This window comes from Roseomonas sp. CECT 9278 (assembly GCF_918698155.1).
Lineage (GTDB): Bacteria > Pseudomonadota > Alphaproteobacteria > Acetobacterales > Acetobacteraceae > Neoroseomonas.
Map to the genome: position 1 here is coordinate 18403 of NZ_CAKKLX010000008.1, position 17697 is coordinate 36099.

A 17697-nucleotide genomic window follows, 5' to 3' on the forward strand; every position below is an offset into this window, starting at 1 on the left:
AGGATGGAACTCCGCTTCACCGATGAGGAGCGCGCCTTCCGCGAGGAAGTCCGCACCTGGATCGACGCGAACCTGCCGGCCGAGACGCGCGAGCGCATGGCATCCGGCCGCACGCCCACCAAGGCGATGCAGGTGGATTGGCAGAAGCGCCTGTATGCCAAGGGCTGGGCGGTGCCGCATTGGCCGGTCGAATGGGGCGGGCAGCCCTGGAGCGCCATCAAGCGCTTCATCCTGAGCGAGGAAATCCAGTCGACGCCGGCACCCACGCCGCTCGGCTTCAACGCCAACATGCTGGGGCCGGTGCTGATCGCCTTCGGCACGGATGAGCAGAAGAAGCACTTCCTGCCCAAGATCGCGAACCTCGACCTGTGGTTCTGCCAGGGCTTCTCGGAGCCCGGCGCGGGGTCGGACCTGGCGTCGCTGAAGTGCGCGGCGAAGCGCGACGGCGACCACTACATCGTCAATGGCCAGAAGACCTGGACGACGCTGGCGCAGCATGCCGACTGGATCTTCCTGCTGGTCCGCACCGATCCGGGTGCGGCGAAGCAGCAGGAAGGCATCTCCTTCCTGCTGGTCGACATGACGACGCCGGGCATCACGGTGCGCCCGATCATCACCATCGACGGCGCACATGAGGTCAACGAGGTCTTCTTCGACGACGTGAAGGTGCCGGTGGCGAACCTGGTAGGCACCGAGAACCGCGGCTGGGATTGCGCGAAGTTCCTGCTGTCGAACGAGCGCACCGGCCAGGCGCGCGTGGGCGCGTCCAAGGAACGCATCCGCCGCCTCAAGCTGATCGCGAAGCAGACGCCCGGTGGCGCGAAGCCTGTCATGGAAGACCCGCGCTTCCGCTCGCGCCTCACGGATGTCGAGGTGCAGTTGAAGGCGCTGGAGATGACCACGCTGCGCGTGCTGGCGGATGAGAACCGCGCGCTGTCTCAGCGCAAGCCGAACCCGGCTTCGTCGGTGCTGAAGATCCGCGGCACCGAGCTGCAGCAGGCGATCAGCGAGCTGTATGTCATGGCCGCCGGCCCCTATGGCCTGGCCGCGCCGCACGACCCGGAGGCCGATGGCCGCAACGAACCGGATGTCGCGGCGGATTGGCAGACGCTGGCGCAGGCGACCTACTTCAACTGGCGCAAGCAGTCGATCTACGGCGGGTCCACCGAGATCCAGAAGAACATCATGGCCAAAGCGTTTTTGGGGCTCTGAGACACCATGGATTTCGATCTTTCCGACGACCAGCGGCTTCTGCAGGACAGCCTGGCGAAGCTGCTGAAGGACAAGTACGGCTTCGAGCAGCGCAAGGCCTACCTGAAGTCCGAGACCGGCTGGTCGCGCGAGGTCTGGGCGGCGTTTGCCGAACTCGGACTGCTCGGCATGCCCTTCGCGGAAGACGATGGCGGCCTGGGCTATGGCGCGGTCGAGACCATGATCGTCATGGAGCAGATGGGCCGCGCGCTGACGCTCGAACCCTTCGTCTCGACGGTCGTGCTGGGCGGGGGCTTCCTGCGCCATGGCGCGACCCCGGAACAACGCAGCGCGCTGGTGCCGATGATCGCGGAGGGCAAGCTGCTGATGGCCTTCGCCCATACCGAGCAGCAGTCGCGCTTCGACCTGCATGATGTCGCCACCACCGCGAAGAAGGATGGCGATGGCTGGGTCATCGAAGGCCGCAAGGGCGTGGTGGTGCATGGCGATACCGCCGACCAACTGGTGGTGACCGCGCGCATCTCCGGCGGCCGGCGCGATCGCGACGGCATCGGCGTGTTCCTGGTGCCGGCGAACGCGACCGGTGTCACGCGCCGCGGCTTCCGCACATCGGACGGCCAGCGCGCCGCCGACATCAGCTTCGATGCGGTGAAGGTGGACGCCGCTGCGGAGCTGCAGGGCGGGCTCGCGCTGGTCGAACGGGTGGCGGACGAAACCATCGCCGCGCTCGGCGCCGAGGCGATCGGCTGCATGGAGGCGGCGAAGGACCTGACGATCGACTATCTGAAGACCCGCAAGCAGTTCGGCCGCCCGATCGGGTCGTTCCAATCACTGCAGCACCGCGCCGCGGAGATGATGGTCTGCCTGGAGCAGGCGCGCTCCATGGCCATGCTGGCGGCGATGATGGCGTCCGAACGCAACGACGACGAACGCCGCCGCAACATGCGCGCGGTGAAGGTCGAGATCGGCCGCAATGCCCGCTTCGTCGGCCAGCAGACCATCCAGATGCATGGCGGCATCGCCATGACGATGGAATATGCCGGCGGCCACTACCTGAAGCGGCTGACCGTGATCGAGAACATGTTCGGTGACATGGACCACCACCTCGCCGCGCTGAGCGACGAAGGCGGCGTCTTCGTCGCGGCGTGACAAGGGCGGGGGGCATCGCGCCCCCCGACCCGGTCAGATCACGAACTTCTTCGCCGCGGCGTCGTAGTCGGCATAGCCCAGCGTGTCGCGGAATTCCTTCGTCGGCAGCGCGCCCTCGGCCGCCGAAGCCCCCGCCGCCAGCGCCGCCAGCCCCGCCTTCATCCCCGCCATGGCGGGCGAGAGCGTGCCGGTCGGGAAGGTGCCGATCTTCAGCCCCAGCTCATGCGCGCGCTTCTGCGTCGGCGTCTCGCGCCCGCCCCCGGGCGACAGCACGGCGAAATGCGGACGGCCCTTCGATGCCGCCACGCCGCGCTTCACCTCATCCTCGTCCTTCGGGCTGTCGAGGAACAGGATGTCCGCGCCTTCCTCGACATACATCTCGATGCGCGCGATGGCTTCGTCGATGCCGGCGGTCGGGCGGCAATCGGTGCGCGCCATCACCAGGATGCCGCTGTCCTTCGCCGCTTCCACCGCGGCGCGGATCTTCATGCGCACTTCCTCGCGCGGCATGCAGGGCTTGCCATCGGAGGTCAGCGCGCGCGGCGTGATCTTGTCCTCGATCAGGATGGCGGCGGCCCCGGCGCGGCCATAGGCGCGCACGGTGCGCTGCACGTTCATCGCATTGCCGTAGCCATGGTCGGCATCGCCCAGCACCAACAGGTCGGGGGCGGCGCCGCGCACCATCTCGAGGCTGTTCAGCATCTCGCCGAAGGACAGCAGGTCGAGGTCAGGGCCGCCAAGGCGGCTGGCCGCCACGCAGGACCCGGACAGGAAGGCGGTCTTGAAGCCGGCGGCGAAGGTCAGCTTCGCGGACAGCCCGTCCCACACCGCGGGCATGGCGACGAAGTCGGGTTGCGCGAGCAATGCGCGCAGTCTCTCGGGTGGGGTCATGGTGTCCTGGCTCCGATGGTGGCGTCGCGGCGGTCGCGGCGCTGGCTGGCCTTGCCGGCCGCCCGTCGCTTCCCCCGCCGGGCGGAGCCTAGGGTGAACAGCCGCCCGCGCAACCCCGCGCGCGCCGCCCGTGCGCTACCCGCGCGCGCCGCCCGTGCGCTACCCGCGCAACCCCGCCCGTGCGCTACCCGCGCAACCCCGCCCGTGCGCTACTCGCGCGCGCCGCCCGTGCGCTACTCGCGCAACCCCGCCCGTGCGCTACTCGCGCAACGCCGCCCAGATCTTCTCCGGCGTCGCCGGCATGTTCACATGCCGCCCACCCAGCGCATCCGAGATCGCGTTCATGAAGGCCGGCAGCGAGCCCGCGCAGCCAGCCTCGCCGCACCCCTTGGCGCCGATCGCGTTGGTCTTGCAGGGGTCGGGCAGGCTGTCGAAGGCGAAGCTCGGCAGGTCGTCGGCGCGCGGCAGGCCGTAATCCATGTAGGACCCGGTCAGCAGTTGCCCATCCTCGGAATAGACCACGCGTTCGATCATCGCCTGGCCGATGCCCTGGGCGATGCCGCCATGCGCCTGGCCCTCCACCAGCAGCGGATTCACGATGACCCCGAAATCATTCATCGCGGTGTAGCGATCGACCTTCACGACACCGGTGTCGGGGTCGACCTCCACCTCGCAGACGTGGCAGCCATTGGGGAAGGCCATCGGCGCCTCGTCGAACACCGTGCGGCTGTCCAGGCTGTTCGGCACGTCCTGCGGCAGCGGCCCGATCTCCCGGATGCGCGCGGCGAGTTCCATGATGCCGATGCCGCGGTCGGTGCCGGCGATGGTGAAGCGCCCGCGGGCGAATTCGATGTCGTCGGTGGCGGCCTCCAGCAGGTAGCCGGCGGCCGCGCGGCCCTTCTCGATGACGATCTCCGCGGCCTTGATGATGGCGGACCCCGACGCCATCAGCGACTTCGACCCGCCGGTCCCGCCGCCGGCGATCAGCCGGTCGGAATCGCCCTGCACCAGGCGCACCTTGTCGAACGATACGCCCAGCTTGTCGTGCAGCACCTGCGCGAAGGGCGTCCAGTGGCCCTGGCCGTAGTCCAGCGTGCCGGTGACGATGGTGACCGATCCATCGGCCTCGAAGACCAGCTCGCCCTGCTCCTTCATCACCGGCGCGGTGCATTCCAGGAAATTGCCCAGGCCGCGCCCGCGCAACATGCCGCGCGCCGCGCTTTCGGCCTTGCGGGCCGCGAAGCCGTCCCAGTCCGCGGCCTCCAGCGCCTTGTCGAGCAGCGCGGAGAAATTGCCGGAATCGTAGACCGACCCGGACGGCGCGCGGAACGGGAACTGCTCCGGCTTGATGTGGTTCAGCTTGCGCAGCGCGATCGGGTCGCGGCCGGTCTCGCGTGCCGCGGTCTCGATCAGGCGTTCCAGGAAGTAGTTGGCCTCGGGCCGGCCGGCGCCGCGATAGGCGGTGATCGGCGTGGTGTTGGTCAGCACGTTGCGCGTCTCGACCAGCAGCAGCGGCGTGGCGTAGTTGGCCTGGATGTTCTTGGTGAAGTTGCCGGTCCCCATGTTGTTGCCGACCGGCGAGACATAGGCGCCGAGATTGCCCCACGACACCAGCTTGACCGCGAGGAACCGCCCCTCGGCATCGAGCGCCAGCGACGCCTCGACCTCGTGGTCGCGGCCGTGGCAGTCCGACACAAAGGACCCGGTCCGCTCATCCGTCCACTTCACCGGCCGGCCGAGCGCCTTCGCCGCATGCAGCAGGCAGGCATATTCCGGATAGGCGGAGGACTTCATCCCGAACGACCCGCCGACATTGCCGGTGAGCACGCGGACCTTCTCGACCGGCACCTTCAGGATGTCGCGCGCCAGCTGGTTGCGCAGGCCGAACACGCCCTGGCAGCCCACGCGCAGCACGTAGCGTTCCTCGGCCGCATCCCATTCGCCGATCGCCGAGCGCGGCTCCATCGCGCAGACCACGATGCGGTTGCTGCGGATGTTCAGCGTGGTGACATGCGCCGCGCCGGCGAAGGCGGCCGCAACCTTCTCCGCATCGCCCGACCGGAAGTCGAGCACCGTGTTGTTCGGCACGTGGTCATAGAGCTGCGGCGCGCCCGGCGCGGCGGCCGCCGGCGCATCGATCACGGCGTCGAGGCTGTCGATGTCGAGCTCCACCGCCTCGGCCGCGTCCTTGGCCTGCTCGCGGGTCTCGGCGACCACGAAGGCGACCGGGTCGCCGACGAAGCGCACCTTGTCGGCGGCCAGCGGCGGGCGCTCGACGGCCGCGGGCGGCGTGCCGTCCTTGTTCTTGAGCGGCAAGCCGTTCTTCATCGTGCCATAGGCCGCCATGTCGGCTGCCGTATAGACGCCAAGGACGCCCGTCATGGCCTTGGCGGCCTCGGTCCCGATGCCGCGGATCACGCCATGCGCGTAGGGGCTGCGCACCATGACGCACCAGGCCTGGCCGGGCAGGGCCAGGTCGTCGGTGTAGCGGCCCTCGCCGCGCAGCAGCACCGGGTCCTCCTGCCGCGGGACGGGCTGGCCGACGCCGTATTTCTGCAGGCTCGGATCGGCCAGGTTGGCGTCGGGCATGGGGGACCTCGGGCAGGTGATGGGGTTGTCGTAGAGGATGGGCCGAATTTGCTGCGGTGCAACCCGCCGGACTTGGGTGCAACCCGCCGGACTTGGGTGCAACCCGCCGGCGCGCGCTCAGCCGGCGGCCTGGCGCGCCCAGGCCACGATCTGGCGCGAGCGCATCGCGCCGGCCTGGCGCGCCACCTCCGCCCCGCCGCGCATCAGCGCCAGCGTCGGGATGGAGCGGATGTCCATCTCCTGCGCCAGCGCGGGCGCTTCCTCGGTCGAGACCTTCACCAGCCGCATCGCCGGTTCCAGCAGGGCGGCCGCGGCCTCGAACTCCGGCGCCATGGCGTGGCAGGGGCCGCACCAGGAGGCCCAGAAATCCACCAGCAGCGGCAGCGAGGAGGCGCGCAGGTGGCGCCGGAACCGGGCTTCATCCAGCGCCAGCGGCTTGCCGGTGAACAGCGCGCCCTTGCAGGCGCCGCAGACCGGCCGGTCGGCCAGGCGCGCCGCCGGCACGCGGTTCACCGCATCGCAATGCGGGCAGACGACCTGCAGGGCTTCGCTCATCGGGGCCTCCTGCGCGACAGCCTTGACCCTGTCGCGCCCGGCGCGCCAGCGTGGTGCGCGCAGGGGAGGGGTGCATGGGCCGCATCGTGGTGATCGGGTCGTACAACCGCGACACGGTGCTGCGCGTGGCGCGGCTGCCGCAGCCCGGCGAGACGATGGCTGCCATCGGCATGGCCCGCTTCCATGGCGGCAAGGGCAGCAACCAGGCGGTGGCCGCCGCGCGGTCCGGCGCGCAGGTCGCGATGGTCGCGGCGATCGGCGCCGATGCGGCGGGGCAGGGCGCGCTCGACCTTTGGTCCGCCGAGGGAATCGATGCCCGGCGCGTCGCGCGCGATGGCGCGCTGCCCACCGGCGAGGCGATGATCCTGGTGGATGATGCCGGCGAAAACGAGATCGTCGTCCTGGCCGGCGCCAATGCCGCGCTGGCCGCCCCGCCGCGCGAAGCCTTCGACGGCGCGGCGCTGGTCGTCGCGCAGTTGGAAACCCCGGTCGCGACGACCGAAGCGGCCTTCGCCGCCGCGCGCGATATGGGCGCGACCACGCTGCTGAACGCCGCCCCGGCGCAGGCGCTGCCGGCGAACCTGGTCGCCGCCACCGACATCCTGGTGGTGAACGAGACGGAGGCCGCGCGCCTCGTGGCGGGGGCGGGCGCGCCGGCCGTGCTTGCCGCCGCCCTGGCGCCACGCTTGCGCGGCGGCGTGGTGGTGACCGCGGGGGCGGCGGGCGCGATCTGGGCGGGCCACGACGCATCGCCGGTGACAGTGCCGGCACCGATGGTCGCGGTGGTGGACAGCACCGGCGCCGGCGATGCCTTCATCGGCGCCTTCGCCGCCGCCCTCGCGGCCGGGCTGGACCCGGCGGCCGCGATGCGGCGCGGCGTGGTGGCGGGCGCGCTCGCCTGCGGGAAGGCCGGCGCGGTGCCGTCGCTGCCCGACCTTGCGGGCATCCTCGCGGCCGGCGGCTGACCGGATCAGTAGCGGTAGTAGCCCGCCGCATCGGGCGGCGCGTAATAGGGCTGCGGCTGCCAATACGACCCCGGCGGCGGCTGCCAGGCCTGCGGCGGCGGCGGTTGCTGCGGATAGGGCGCGCCGACATAGCCGCCCCCCTGCGGGGCCTGCTGCCAGCCACCCTGGTAGGGCTGCGGCACGTAGCGTTGCTGCGCATAGGCCGGCGGCGCATAGGGTGGCGCGCCGTACCCCCCGCCATAGTGCGGCGGCGGCGGCGTGGTGGCGGCGCCGATCGCCGCGCCGCCGAGCCCGCCGGCCAGCGCCCCGACCGCCGCGCCGCGTCCCCCGCCGGCCAGCGCGCCAATCGTCGCGCCGGTGCCGGCGCCGATCAGCCCGCCGCCGACCGCGCGCTGCGTCGGGTCATAGGGGTTGGTACAGCCGGCGCCGATCACGGCGAGCCCGGCAAGCGCCATCATTCCGCAGCGGTGCATCCGCGATCCTCCTCAACCGGTGCGACCTTCCGGCCGAGCTGTGGCGATCCCGTGGCGATGCTCACGGCCCGGGAGGTCGCCCATAGACCGGCCGCTCTGGCGCTCCGCCCCAGGGTCGGGGCTGGAAGGGCCGTTCCAAGGCCGCGCCTGGCGGCCGGCCGACATAGCGCCCCTGGGGCAACGGTTGTTCGAAGCGGCCGCGCTCGGGCGAGACGTAGCGGGGCGGATTGGCGGGCGCCGGGCGTGGCGGCCGGCGCGGACGGTCCCAGCCAGGCTGGTCGCCCCAATAGGCCTGCGGCGGGATATAGGCCGGGCCGGACTGGAAGGTCAGGCTGGATTGCGGGGCCGGCGCGGCTGGCGGCGGCGCACGGCGCGGCTCCGGCAGCGGTTCCACCACCGAGGGGTTGCCGTAGAGCACCTGCGGCGCCGGCGTGCCGTACAGCACGCGCGGCAGGCCGGGCTCGGGTGCCTGCGCCGCGGCGGGCGGGGCCAGGCTGCCCAGCAGGGCGATCATGCAGGCGCGCCGGCGGTCCATCATGCCGGCATCATAGCCCATCGCGTGGCGGAATTCAGACCGGCCTGTCGCCCTTCTCCACCTTCAGCGTTCGGTTGTCGGTGCCCGGCAGCATGCGCGCGGGATCGCGCGTGACGATCACGTCGAGGATGGTCGGCGTCGAGGTATTCGACAGCCCCTCGCGGATGGCGGCGCCGAGCATGTTCGGGTCCTCGACGCGCAGCCCGTGGCAGCCGAAGGCGCGCGCGGCGGCGGCGTAGTCGGTCTCGCCGAGGTCGGAGGACTGGTAGTTGCCCGGCCCATAGACGGCATGCTGCAGCGCCTTCACATAGCCCGAGGCGCCGTTGTTGAAGACGCACAGCACGTAGTTGGCGCCGACGCGCTTCGCGGTCTCGATCTCGCCGATCGTCATGTTGAAGCCGCCATCGCCGGTCAGGCCGACCACGCGGCGCTTCGGCCCGGCCGCCATCTGCGCGCCCATCGCCCCCGGCGCGCCATAGCCGATGGAAGCGAAGCCGCGATCGGCGATGAAATGCCGCCCAGCCTGCTTGGTGTCGAACAGCAGCCCGCCCCAATGGCCGGCGAAGCCACCATCGGCCACCAGGATATCGTCGGCTGCCATCGCGATGTTCAGCTCGTTGATCAGGCGGCCGACATTGATCGGCGTCTCGTTCGATTCCAGCCGGTCGGCGGCGCCGACGCGCCAGGCCGCCATGCGCGGGGCGACGGCGCCGGCGAAGTCCGCGCGTTCGTCGGGCAGGGCGCCGCGCGGCACGGCCATCAGCAGGTCGGCCAGCGCCAGCCGCGCATCGGCGGCCAGCGCCACATCGGCGCGGGTGGTGCGGCCGATTTCCTCCGGCACGATCTCGATATGCACGACGGGCACGCCGGCGGGCATCAGGGCGAAGCGCTTGGTGGCGATCTCGCCGAGCTTGCAGCCGACCACGATCAGCAGGTCGGATTGCGCGATGAAGTCGTTGGCGATGCGGCTGTAGCGCCCGAACACGCCGAGCGACAGGCGATGCGTGCAGGGAATGGCGCCCTTGCCCGACATGGTGTGCGCGACTGGGATGTTCTGCGCTTCCGCCAGCGCCAGCAGCGCGTCATGCGCGCCGGAGATGTGGATGCCGCCGCCCACCAGCAGCATCGGGCGCTTGGCGCGCGCCAGCAGGGCGGCGGCGCGCTCGACCTCGTCCGGGTCGGGGCGGGTGCGCCGCGCCTGGGCCATCAGCGTGCCGGGGTCGGCCCAGATCTCGTCGGCGGCGAAATCGTGTTCGCCGTGCGCGACATCCTCAGGCACGTCCAGCACCACCGGGCCGGGGCGGCCGGAAGTGGCGATGGCGAAGGCGCGGCGCACCAGTTCGGGGATGCGCTTCGTATGCTCGACGCGGATCAGTTCCTTGCAGGCGGGGCGCAGGATCTCCACCTGGCGCGCCTCCTGCGTCATGTTCTTCCAGGCGTGCTCGCGGTTCGCGTCACCGGCGATGGCGACCATCGGGATGCCGGCGTTCAGCGATTCCACCAGGCCGGTCACCAGGTTGGTCGCCCCCGGCCCGAGAGTCGCGTCCACCACGCCCGGCCGGTTCGTCACCCGCGCCCAGGCATCGGCGGCGAAGGTGCCGCAGCGTTCGTCGTTGATCAGGTGGTGCTTGAGGCCGAGCGCGCGGCAGGCCTCGTAGAAGGGCAGCAGCTGGAAGCCGCCCATGCCGAACATCGGGCCCACCTGGTGGGCCTGGAGCATGCGCGCCAGCGCCTCGCCACCGGTGATGGACAGGGTCGTGTTGGATGCACTCACGCGCGGTGGTCCTTCATGCTGGCTTGGGCGAGCAGGGTGACAGCGTCGCGCACCGTGCCGCCGGGCTTGAGGCCCAGCGACGCGGCGCGCGCATTGACGGCGGAGACGATGCCGGTCTCGACGGCGGAACGCCCATCGCCGATCCGCGCCGTCCAGGCGGAATAGGTGGCGGCCGCGATGCCGCGCGCGTCGAGCGCGGGCAGCCGCGTGAAGCCGGCGCCGTCGATGCCGCCATCGGCGTCGTTGTAGAGCGCGGCGAAGACGGCGGCGCGCGCGGCGGTCTCGGGCCGGCCGCCGAGCAGGCCGCCATGGCTGCCGGTGACGACGACCGTGCCGTCATCGGCCGGCGTCATCAGGGAATTGGAGTCCATCGCGGTTGCGCGCGGGCCGATGGCGAAGCGCGATTCCACGCTGTCGGGCGCATCGACGGCCGGCACCGGCGCGCCGGCCAGTCGTCGCGCGGCTTCCCGGCACCACATGCCGGGTTCGATGCCAAGAGTCGCGGCGGCAGCGTTCACATGACTGACCAGGCCCCGCGCCAGCAGGTCGAAGCCATCGCCGATGCGCGCGGAGCGGTGCGAACAACACGCGGCCGGGATGCCGAGCGGGTCGAGATACGCCAGCCCCGCGATGCCCGCACCCTGCAGCCCGACCCCGGCATCGTTCAGCAGCACGCCGGCGACGCGCGCCTTGGCCGCGAGATACGCCGCATAGACCCCGCCATGCGACCCGCCGACGATCACGCGCCCTTGCGCCTCCGGCCCCAGCCGGGTGACGCTGTCGACCACGATGAGCCGGTCCAGCATGGCCGCATTCCTTCTCCCGCCATCGGGAGTAGAGCGCGGGGCAGGGGCTGGCAACAGGGGAAGGAACGGCATGTCCAACGAGACGGCGCGGCGTATCGCGATGCTGCGCGACATGGCGCGCATCCGCGCCTTCGAACGCGAGGCGGTGGCGGCGATGCGATCGGGCGAGGCACCGGGCGTGGTGCATCCATCCATCGGGCAGGAGGGTGTCGCGGTCGGCGTCTGCGCGAATCTGCGGCGCGCGGATCGCATCACCAGCACGCATCGCGGCCATGGCCACGCCATCGCGAAGGGGGCGGATGCGCGCGCCATGATGCTGGAACTGCACGGCCGCGCCGGCGGGTCCTGCGGCGGCAAGGGCGGGTCGATGCACATCGCGGATTTCGCGGTGGGCATGCTGGGGGCGAATGGTGTGGTGGGCGCGGGCATCCCGATCGCCTGCGGCGCGGCGCAGGCCATCCGCCTGACGCGCGAGGATGCGATCGTGGCGTGCTTCTTCGGCGATGGCGCGATCAATCGCGGGCCGTTCCTGGAAGGCATGAACTGGGCCGCGCTGTACCGCCTGCCGGTGCTGTTCGTGTGCGAGGACAATGGCTTCGCCGCCTTCACCCGCGGCAGCGCGGTGACCGCCGGCGGCGGGCCCGCGGTGCGCGCGGAAGCCTGCGGCGTGCCGGCCACGGCCGTGGACGGGGAGGACGTCCTGGCCGTGGATGCGGTCGCAGCCGACCTGATTGCACGCATCCGTGCCGGCGACGGTCCGCAACTGCTGCATGCGCGCTGCTATCGCTGGGACGGGCATACCGGCACCGACGCCGCCGCCTATCGCCCGGCCGAGGAAGCCGCCGCCGCGCGCGACCGCGACGCCATTCGCCGCCTCGCTGCCGTGCTGGAAGCCGAGGCCGTCGCCGCCGCCGAGATCGCCGCCATCGAGGCCGCGGCCGCCGCCGAGATGGCCGGCCACCGCGCCGCCGCCATGGCAGCGCCCTGGCCCGAGCCCGGCGCCGCCTTCACCGACGTGCAGGATGCGGGAGCCCCGGCATGACGCGCATCACCTTCGCCGAGGCCGCCCGCCGCGCCCTGGCCGCCGAGATGCGCCGCGACCCGCTGGTCTGGGCGCTGGGCGAGGACCTGGTGCAGGGCGGCATCTTCGGCCAGTACAAGGGGCTGGCCGAGGAATTCGGCACCGAGCGCATCGTCTCCACCCCGATCAGCGAGGCCACCATCATGGGCGCGGGCCTCGGTGCCGCGCTGTGCGGCACGCGCCCCGTCATCGAGATGCGCATCGCCGACTTCACCCTGTGTGCGATGGACGAGCTGGTCAGCCAGATCGCCAAGGTGCGCTACATGTTCGGCGGGCAGGGGCGCGCGGCGCTGGTGGTGCGGATGCCGCAGGGCATGTGGCGCAATTCCGCCGCGCAGCACAGCCAGTGCCTGGAAGCCTGGCTCACCCACATCCCGGGCCTGGTGGTGGCCGCGCCCGGCACGCCGGCGGATGCGGCGGGGCTGCTCATGACCGCCATCCGATCCGACGACCCCGTGGTGCTGCTGGAACCCAAGAACCTCTGGACCGCCGAGGGCGAGGTGCCCGAGGACCCGTCACCCATCCCCTTCGGCGTCGCGCGCTTCGCCGCGCGGGGCGATGCAGCCACGGTCGTCACCTGGTCCGCGCCGGTGCCGGTGGTGGAACAGGGTGCGGCGCAGAGCGGCATTCCCTGCGACGTGATCGACCTGCGTTCCCTGTGGCCATGGGATGAGGCGGCGGTGATCGCCTCGGTCCGGCGCAGCGGCCGGCTGCTGGTGGTGCATGAGGCGGTGACGGTGTCGGGCTTCGGCGCCGAGGTGGTGGCGCGGGTGGTCGAGGCGATCGGCCCCGCCGGGTTGCGTGCGGTGGAGCGCATGGGCGCGCCGCGTGCCCCGGTGCCCTTCAGCCCGCCGCTGGAGAACGCCATGCGCATCACGCCGGGGCGCGTGGCCGAGGCGATCCGGCGCGTCGCCGGCGCCTGACGCGCCAGGGTTTTGCGCGCAGGCGCCGCGGCGGACCATGCCCTGGTCCGCGCCGCGCCGCGCGTGGCAAGGCATGCTCCGGCTTGCGAGCGCCGGCCCGCCGTGCTCGCTTCCGCGCCACCAGAGGCAAGGAGCCACCACCATGTCCATCTCGATCGGCCAGGTCGCGCCGGATTTCGAGGCCGACACCACCCAGGGCCGCATCCGCTTCCATGACTGGATCGGCGATGGCTGGGCCATCCTGTTCAGCCACCCCAAGGACTTCACGCCGGTCTGCACGACCGAGCTCGGCACCATGGCCGGCCTCAAGCCGGAATTCGACAGGCGCGGCTGCAAGATCATCGGCCTGTCGGTCGATCCGGTGGAGAGCCACCACCGCTGGGAAGCCGACATCGCCGAGGTCACCGGCCATGCGGTGACCTATCCGATGATCGGCGATCCGTCGCTCGCGGTCTCCAAGGCGTACGGGATGCTGCCGGCGGATGCGGGCGGCACGTCGGAAGGCCGCACGGCCGCCACCAACGCCACGGTGCGCGTGGTGGTGTTCATCGGGCCGGACAAGCAGGTGAAGGCGTATCTCGCCTATCCGATGACGGCCGGGCGCAATTTCGACGAGGTCCTGCGCCTGCTCGACAGCCTCCAGCTGACGGCGAAGCACAAGGTCGCCACACCGGCGAACTGGAAGCATGGCGAGGACGTGATCATCGCCGGGTCGGTCACCAACGACGATGCGAAGAAGCTGTTCCCGGAAGGCTGGAAGGAACCCAAGCCGTATATCCGGATCGTGCCGCAGCCGCGGGGCTGAACGGCGCGCGGGGCGGCGCTGAAAACGCTGCCCCGCGGGCACCCCGCTTTGCTAGCCTTCCCGGCAAGAGACTGGGAGGGAACAGCATGCCGAACGTGTTCCGCGCGCGCCGTCGCGCCATCCTGATCGCCGCCGGCGCGGCCGTCGCAGCGCCCGCGCTGGCGCAGTCGCGCTACCCGGACCGCCCGATCCGCGTGATCGTGCCCTGGACGCCGGGCGGCGCCACCGACATCCAGATGCGATCGATCTGCGACCAGGCGTCGCGCCGGCTCGGCCAGCCGGTGGTGGTCGAGAACAAGCCCGGCGCCTCCGGCACGCTGGGCGTGCAGTTCCTGGCGCGCGAGGGCCGGCCGGATGGCTATACGCTGGGCCAGGTGCCCAACGGCACCTTCCGCATGCCGGCCATGACCGACCGGCCGCAATGGGACCCGACGCGCGACTTCACCTGGATCATCCGCCTGGTCGGCTACATGGGCGGGGTGGTGGTGCGGCCGGATTCGCCGTGGCGGGACATGCGCGACGTGGTCGCCTTCGCGCGCGCCAATCCGGGGCGCATCAGCTATGGCACGCCGGGCGCGAACACCACCGACATCCAGATGACGCGCTTCGCGCGCCTGGCCGGGATCGAATGGGTGCCGGTGCCGTTCCGCGGGGCGGCGCCGAACCTGCAGGCGCTGCTGTCGGGCGACATCCATTTTTCCGCCGAGACCTCGGCCTGGGCGGACATGGCGATGGAAGGGCGCCTGCGCGTTCTGGGCGTATGGATGAGCGAACGCGCGGCGCGCTTTCCGGATGTGCCGACCTTCCGCGAACAGGGCTTCGACGTGCTGGGCGAGAGCACCTACGGCATCGCCGGCCCGCGCGGCATGGACCCGGGCGTGGTGCGCATCCTGCACGATGCCTTCAAGGCGGCGCTGTACGACCCTGCGCACCTGGCCACCATCGCGCGCTTCGACATGCCGGTGCGCTACCTGAACACCGAGGACTACGCGACCGCGGCGATGATGCAGAACGAGGAGGAGAAGCGCACCGTGCGCGAACTCGGCCTCCGCGCTAGCTGAGCCCCATCGCGCGCGGCAGCCACATCGCGATATCCGGCACCGCCATCACGCAGGCGGCCGCCGCCGTCATGGCGAGCACCATCCAGGTCACCCAGGGGATGGTGGATTCCATCGGCACGCCGGCGATCCGGCACGACACCATCAGGTTCACCGCCATGGGCGGCGTGAACTGGCCGATCGCGATCATCATGGTCAGCACCACGCCGAACCAGGTCAGGTCCCAGCCGAAGGTGGCGGCGATCGGCAGCAGGATCGGCAGCAGGATCAGGAAGATCGAGATCCCGTCCAGGAACATCCCCACGATGATCAGGAACAGCGTCAGCAGCGCCAGCGTGCCCGCCGACCCGAAGCCCAGCCCCACCACCCATTCCGCGATCGGCCGCACGATGCCGAGCGTGCTGGTCGACCAGGCGAAGACCGTGGCGAGCGCGACGACGATCAGGATGACGGCGGAAATCTCGCCGGCCTCGACCAGCATTTCGTAGACGTCGCGCAGGGTCAGCGACCGATACACGACGAAGCCGACGAACAGGCCGAAGAACACCGCGACGACCGCGGCCTCGGTCGGCGTGAAGATGCCGATGCGCATGCCGCCCAGGATCACCACCGGCGCCATCAGGCCCCAGATCGCTTCCTTGAAGGTCTGCCAGACCCGCAGCGCCTCGGTCTGGCGGGCCTTGCCGCCGAAATCCTTGACGATGGAGATCGCCACCACCGCGCCGATGATGAACAGCCCCGCCAGCACGCCCGGGATCATGCCGGCCGCGAAGATGGCCGGCACCGACACGCCGGGGACCAGCACCGCATAGACGATGAAGGCGATGGAGGGCGGGATCAGGATGTCGGTTGCCGCCGCCGCGCCGACGGTGCTCGCGATGAAGGGGCGGGGGTAGCCGTCCTCGACCATCGCCTTGGTCATCACCTGGCCGACCGCGGCCGAATTGGCCGGCCCCGAGCCGGTGATGCCCCCCAGCACCATCGCCACCAGTACCGCGACGGAGGCCAGCGCGCCGCGCCCCGCCCCCACGATGGCGCTGGCGAAGCGCACGAGGCGGAGTGCGACGCCGGTGCGTTCGAAGACGCAGCCCACCAGCACGAACATCGGGATGGCGATCAGCGGGTATTTCGCGATGCCGGCGTACACGTTGGTCGGCATCGCCATGATCGACTGGTCCGCCAGCCAGATCGCGAAGGCCCCCGCCAGCCCCAGGCAGATGCCCACCGGCACGCCGGCCGCCAACAGCACGCCGAAGCCCAGGAACAGCGTCGCGGCGATCACGCGGGTTCTCCGCGCGCGATGCGCACCAGGCGCCCGGCCGCGCGTCCGATCACCAGCAGCGACAGCAGCGGCAGCCACCCCGTATAGAGCCAGTTCGGATTGCCCAGCCCGTTCGACAGCACCTCGAACCGGTATTCGTCATAGGCGAGCTTCGCGCCGAAATACGCCAGCAGGCCGAAGCAGATGATCGCCAGCAGCAGCGCCAGCATCTCGGCGCGCCGTTGCCAGGCCGGTGGCATGAGGCCGGTGAAATACTCGACCCGGATATGCCGCCCGGCCGCCGCCGCCAGCGCGGTGCCGACCAGCGTGACGATCACCATCAGCACCACCGAGTATTCCTCGGTGACGGCGAAGGACACGTTGGTCAGGTAGCGCGCAAGCACGTTGATCGCGGTGATCAGCGCCATCGCGCCCATCGCGAGCGCCAGCAGCACGCGCTCGAAGGTCAGCGGCAGTCGCGTGCGGGGCTCCGGCTGCGCCGCAGCCGGGTCGAGCTCGGCGCTCACCGGCGGGTCAGGAAATCGCGCGGTTGATGGCGGCCTGCGCCTTCTCGACCAGCGCGGAGCCGACGGTCTGCGCCCACTTGTCGTAGACCGGGCGGGTGACGCGGGCGAAGGCTTCCTTCTCGGCCGCCGTCAGCTCCGCCACCGCGACGCCGCGGCGCGCGCATTCCTCGAGCGCCGAGCGGTCCCCGCCGATGCCGATGCCCTTGCGCGACGCCTCGATCTGCTTGGCCGCGGCTTCCCGCGCGCAGGCCACCACCAACTCGCGGTCGGCGGGTGCCAGGCTGTCCATCATCTGCTTGCCGACCACGAAGATGCCGGCATCGGCCACGTAGTTCCACATGGTCAGGTGCTTCTGCGCCAGCGTGTCCATGCGGAAGGCCAGGAACAGGTTGACCGGGTTTTCCTGCCCATCCACGGCGCCTGTGGTCAGCGCGGGCTGCAGGTCGGCAAACGACATCTGCAGCGGGTTGGCACCCATGGCGGTGAAGATCTCGCTGAAGATCGCCCCGGCGGCGAAGCGGATCTTGAGGCCACGCATGTCCTCGGGCCGGCGCACCTCGCGCTTCGAATTCGACAGCTCGCGGAAGCCGTTCTCGCCCCAGGCGACCGGCACCACTTCGCGCGTGCTCAGAACGCGGAACAGGTCCTGGCCGACCTCGCCATTGATGATGGCATCGAAGCCGCGATGGTCGCGCAGCAGGAAGGGCAGGGAGAAGATGTTCATCTCGCGCACCTGCGGCGAGATGTTGATGGTGCTGAACACCGCCATGTCGACGATGCCCTGGCGCATCGCCACCAGTTCGCGCGTCTGGTCGCCGCCGACCAGCTGGCTGCCCGGATAGACCTTCACGTTGATCCGCCCGCCCGAGCGCTGCGTCACCAGGTCGGCCCACTGGAAGGCGCCTTCCGACAACGGGATCGGACGGTTGCCCACGACCGACAGCTTGTATTCGGCGCGGTACTGCGTCTGCGCGCGCGCCACGGCCGGCAGCGCGAGCACGCCGGCACCGAGCAGCAGCGCACGGCGCGGGGAATGGAGGGTCATCTGGCGTCGCTCCCTGGGATGGACATGCGCCGTGCCCCGGCGCTTGGG

General features: G+C 71.1%; 17 protein-coding genes. 7 read left to right on the plus strand and 10 right to left on the minus strand.

The annotated features are described in order from the left end of the window. Nucleotides 1–3: 3 nt before the first annotated feature. Both LQ222_RS07345 and LQ222_RS07350 read left to right on the plus strand, forming a co-directional pair. On the plus strand, nt 4–1212 hold the full coding sequence (locus tag LQ222_RS07345; RefSeq protein ID WP_230165486.1) for an acyl-CoA dehydrogenase family protein: 1209 nt from the start codon (nt 4–6) through the stop codon (nt 1210–1212). A gap of 6 nt (nt 1213–1218) precedes the next feature. Next, nucleotides 1219–2361 (plus strand): acyl-CoA dehydrogenase family protein, encoded by a 1143-nt coding sequence (locus LQ222_RS07350; RefSeq protein ID WP_230165487.1) that lies wholly within the window; start codon nt 1219–1221, stop codon nt 2359–2361. A 33-nt stretch (nt 2362–2394) separates the two neighbouring features. Here LQ222_RS07350 and LQ222_RS07355 read toward each other — a convergent pair whose 3' ends face one another. From LQ222_RS07355 to trxC, 3 genes are all read right to left on the minus strand, one after another. Continuing rightward, on the minus strand, nt 2395–3252 hold the full coding sequence (locus LQ222_RS07355; RefSeq protein WP_230165488.1) for an oxaloacetate decarboxylase: 858 nt from the start codon (nt 3250–3252) through the stop codon (nt 2395–2397). 258 nt (nt 3253–3510) lie between these two features. After that, on the minus strand, nt 3511–5841 hold the full coding sequence (locus LQ222_RS07360) for a xanthine dehydrogenase family protein molybdopterin-binding subunit (RefSeq protein ID WP_230165489.1): 2331 nt from the start codon (nt 5839–5841) through the stop codon (nt 3511–3513). Between the two features lie 117 nt (nt 5842–5958). After that, nucleotides 5959–6396 carry a thioredoxin TrxC gene (trxC, locus tag LQ222_RS07365; protein ID WP_230165491.1) on the minus strand — a complete coding sequence of 146 codons (438 nt, stop codon included), beginning with the start codon at nt 6394–6396 and terminating at the stop codon, nt 5959–5961. 74 nt (nt 6397–6470) lie between these two features. On the opposite strand from trxC, the gene LQ222_RS07370 reads away from it, so the two are divergent. Continuing rightward, nucleotides 6471–7361, plus strand: a complete 891-nt coding sequence (locus tag LQ222_RS07370) for a PfkB family carbohydrate kinase (RefSeq protein ID WP_230165493.1) — start codon at nt 6471–6473, stop codon at nt 7359–7361. A 5-nt stretch (nt 7362–7366) separates the two neighbouring features. Here the strand turns inward: LQ222_RS07370 and LQ222_RS07375 are convergent, their stop codons facing one another. The 4 genes from LQ222_RS07375 to LQ222_RS07390 form a co-directional block, all read right to left on the minus strand. Then, nucleotides 7367–7834, minus strand: a complete 468-nt coding sequence (locus LQ222_RS07375; RefSeq protein ID WP_230165495.1) for a YMGG-like glycine zipper-containing protein — start codon at nt 7832–7834, stop codon at nt 7367–7369. A gap of 61 nt (nt 7835–7895) precedes the next feature. Next, a complete protein-coding gene (locus tag LQ222_RS07380; RefSeq protein WP_230165497.1) occupies nt 7896–8372 on the minus strand; it encodes a hypothetical protein in 477 nt (158 codons plus the stop codon). A gap of 31 nt (nt 8373–8403) precedes the next feature. Further along, complete coding sequence (locus LQ222_RS07385; RefSeq protein ID WP_230165498.1) at nt 8404–10143, minus strand: thiamine pyrophosphate-binding protein; 1740 nt, start codon at nt 10141–10143, stop codon at nt 8404–8406. Beyond that, nucleotides 10140–10949 carry a hypothetical protein gene (locus LQ222_RS07390; RefSeq protein ID WP_230165500.1) on the minus strand — a complete coding sequence of 270 codons (810 nt, stop codon included), beginning with the start codon at nt 10947–10949 and terminating at the stop codon, nt 10140–10142. Before LQ222_RS07390 ends, LQ222_RS07385 begins: the two co-directional genes overlap by 4 nt. Before the next feature lie 70 nt (nt 10950–11019). Between LQ222_RS07390 and LQ222_RS07395 the strand changes: the two genes are divergently transcribed. The 4 genes from LQ222_RS07395 (at nt 11020) to LQ222_RS07410 (ending at nt 14819) form a co-directional block, all read left to right on the plus strand. Continuing rightward, nucleotides 11020–11991 carry a thiamine pyrophosphate-dependent dehydrogenase E1 component subunit alpha gene (locus LQ222_RS07395; RefSeq protein WP_230165502.1) on the plus strand — a complete coding sequence of 324 codons (972 nt, stop codon included), beginning with the start codon at nt 11020–11022 and terminating at the stop codon, nt 11989–11991. Then, nucleotides 11988–12953 (plus strand): alpha-ketoacid dehydrogenase subunit beta, encoded by a 966-nt coding sequence (locus LQ222_RS07400; protein WP_230165503.1) that lies wholly within the window; start codon nt 11988–11990, stop codon nt 12951–12953. The genes LQ222_RS07395 and LQ222_RS07400 overlap by 4 nt, the downstream gene beginning before the upstream one ends. A 142-nt stretch (nt 12954–13095) precedes the next feature. Continuing rightward, nucleotides 13096–13758: a peroxiredoxin gene (locus LQ222_RS07405; RefSeq protein ID WP_230165504.1), complete on the plus strand. Its 663-nt coding sequence runs from the start codon at nt 13096–13098 to the stop codon at nt 13756–13758. An 86-nt stretch (nt 13759–13844) separates the two neighbouring features. Continuing rightward, nucleotides 13845–14819: a tripartite tricarboxylate transporter substrate binding protein gene (locus LQ222_RS07410; RefSeq protein ID WP_230165506.1), complete on the plus strand. Its 975-nt coding sequence runs from the start codon at nt 13845–13847 to the stop codon at nt 14817–14819. Here LQ222_RS07410 and LQ222_RS07415 read toward each other — a convergent pair. From LQ222_RS07415 to LQ222_RS07425, 3 genes are read right to left on the minus strand one after another with little or no spacing between them, the layout of a single operon-like run. Beyond that, a complete protein-coding gene (locus LQ222_RS07415; protein ID WP_230165508.1) occupies nt 14812–16098 on the minus strand; it encodes a TRAP transporter large permease in 1287 nt (428 codons plus the stop codon). The genes LQ222_RS07410 and LQ222_RS07415 overlap by 8 nt on opposite strands. Beyond that, nucleotides 16095–16604, minus strand: a complete 510-nt coding sequence (locus LQ222_RS07420) for a TRAP transporter small permease (RefSeq protein WP_230165509.1) — start codon at nt 16602–16604, stop codon at nt 16095–16097. The genes LQ222_RS07415 and LQ222_RS07420 overlap by 4 nt, the downstream gene beginning before the upstream one ends. A gap of 7 nt (nt 16605–16611) precedes the next feature. Then, complete coding sequence (locus tag LQ222_RS07425) at nt 16612–17649, minus strand: DctP family TRAP transporter solute-binding subunit (protein ID WP_230165510.1); 1038 nt, start codon at nt 17647–17649, stop codon at nt 16612–16614. Nucleotides 17650–17697 lie beyond the last annotated feature (48 nt).

Excerpts from the sequence above, each read along its gene's own strand:
- LQ222_RS07345 (WP_230165486.1), top strand. The coding sequence starts at position 4 with ATGGAACTCCGCTTCACCGATGAGGAGCGCGCCTTCCGCGAGGAAGTC.
- LQ222_RS07350 (WP_230165487.1), top strand. The coding sequence starts at position 1,219 with ATGGATTTCGATCTTTCCGACGACCAGCGGCTTCTGCAGGACAGCCTG.
- LQ222_RS07355 (WP_230165488.1), bottom strand. The coding sequence starts at position 3,252 with ATGACCCCACCCGAGAGACTGCGCGCATTGCTCGCGCAACCCGACTTC.
- LQ222_RS07360 (WP_230165489.1), bottom strand. The coding sequence starts at position 5,841 with ATGCCCGACGCCAACCTGGCCGATCCGAGCCTGCAGAAATACGGCGTC.
- trxC (WP_230165491.1), bottom strand. The coding sequence starts at position 6,396 with ATGAGCGAAGCCCTGCAGGTCGTCTGCCCGCATTGCGATGCGGTGAAC.
- LQ222_RS07370 (WP_230165493.1), top strand. The coding sequence starts at position 6,471 with ATGGGCCGCATCGTGGTGATCGGGTCGTACAACCGCGACACGGTGCTG.
- LQ222_RS07375 (WP_230165495.1), bottom strand. The coding sequence starts at position 7,834 with ATGCACCGCTGCGGAATGATGGCGCTTGCCGGGCTCGCCGTGATCGGC.
- LQ222_RS07380 (WP_230165497.1), bottom strand. The coding sequence starts at position 8,372 with ATGATGGACCGCCGGCGCGCCTGCATGATCGCCCTGCTGGGCAGCCTG.
- LQ222_RS07390 (WP_230165500.1), bottom strand. The coding sequence starts at position 10,949 with ATGCTGGACCGGCTCATCGTGGTCGACAGCGTCACCCGGCTGGGGCCG.
- LQ222_RS07395 (WP_230165502.1), top strand. The coding sequence starts at position 11,020 with ATGTCCAACGAGACGGCGCGGCGTATCGCGATGCTGCGCGACATGGCG.
- LQ222_RS07400 (WP_230165503.1), top strand. The coding sequence starts at position 11,988 with ATGACGCGCATCACCTTCGCCGAGGCCGCCCGCCGCGCCCTGGCCGCC.
- LQ222_RS07405 (WP_230165504.1), top strand. The coding sequence starts at position 13,096 with ATGTCCATCTCGATCGGCCAGGTCGCGCCGGATTTCGAGGCCGACACC.
- LQ222_RS07410 (WP_230165506.1), top strand. The coding sequence starts at position 13,845 with ATGCCGAACGTGTTCCGCGCGCGCCGTCGCGCCATCCTGATCGCCGCC.
- LQ222_RS07425 (WP_230165510.1), bottom strand. The coding sequence starts at position 17,649 with ATGACCCTCCATTCCCCGCGCCGTGCGCTGCTGCTCGGTGCCGGCGTG.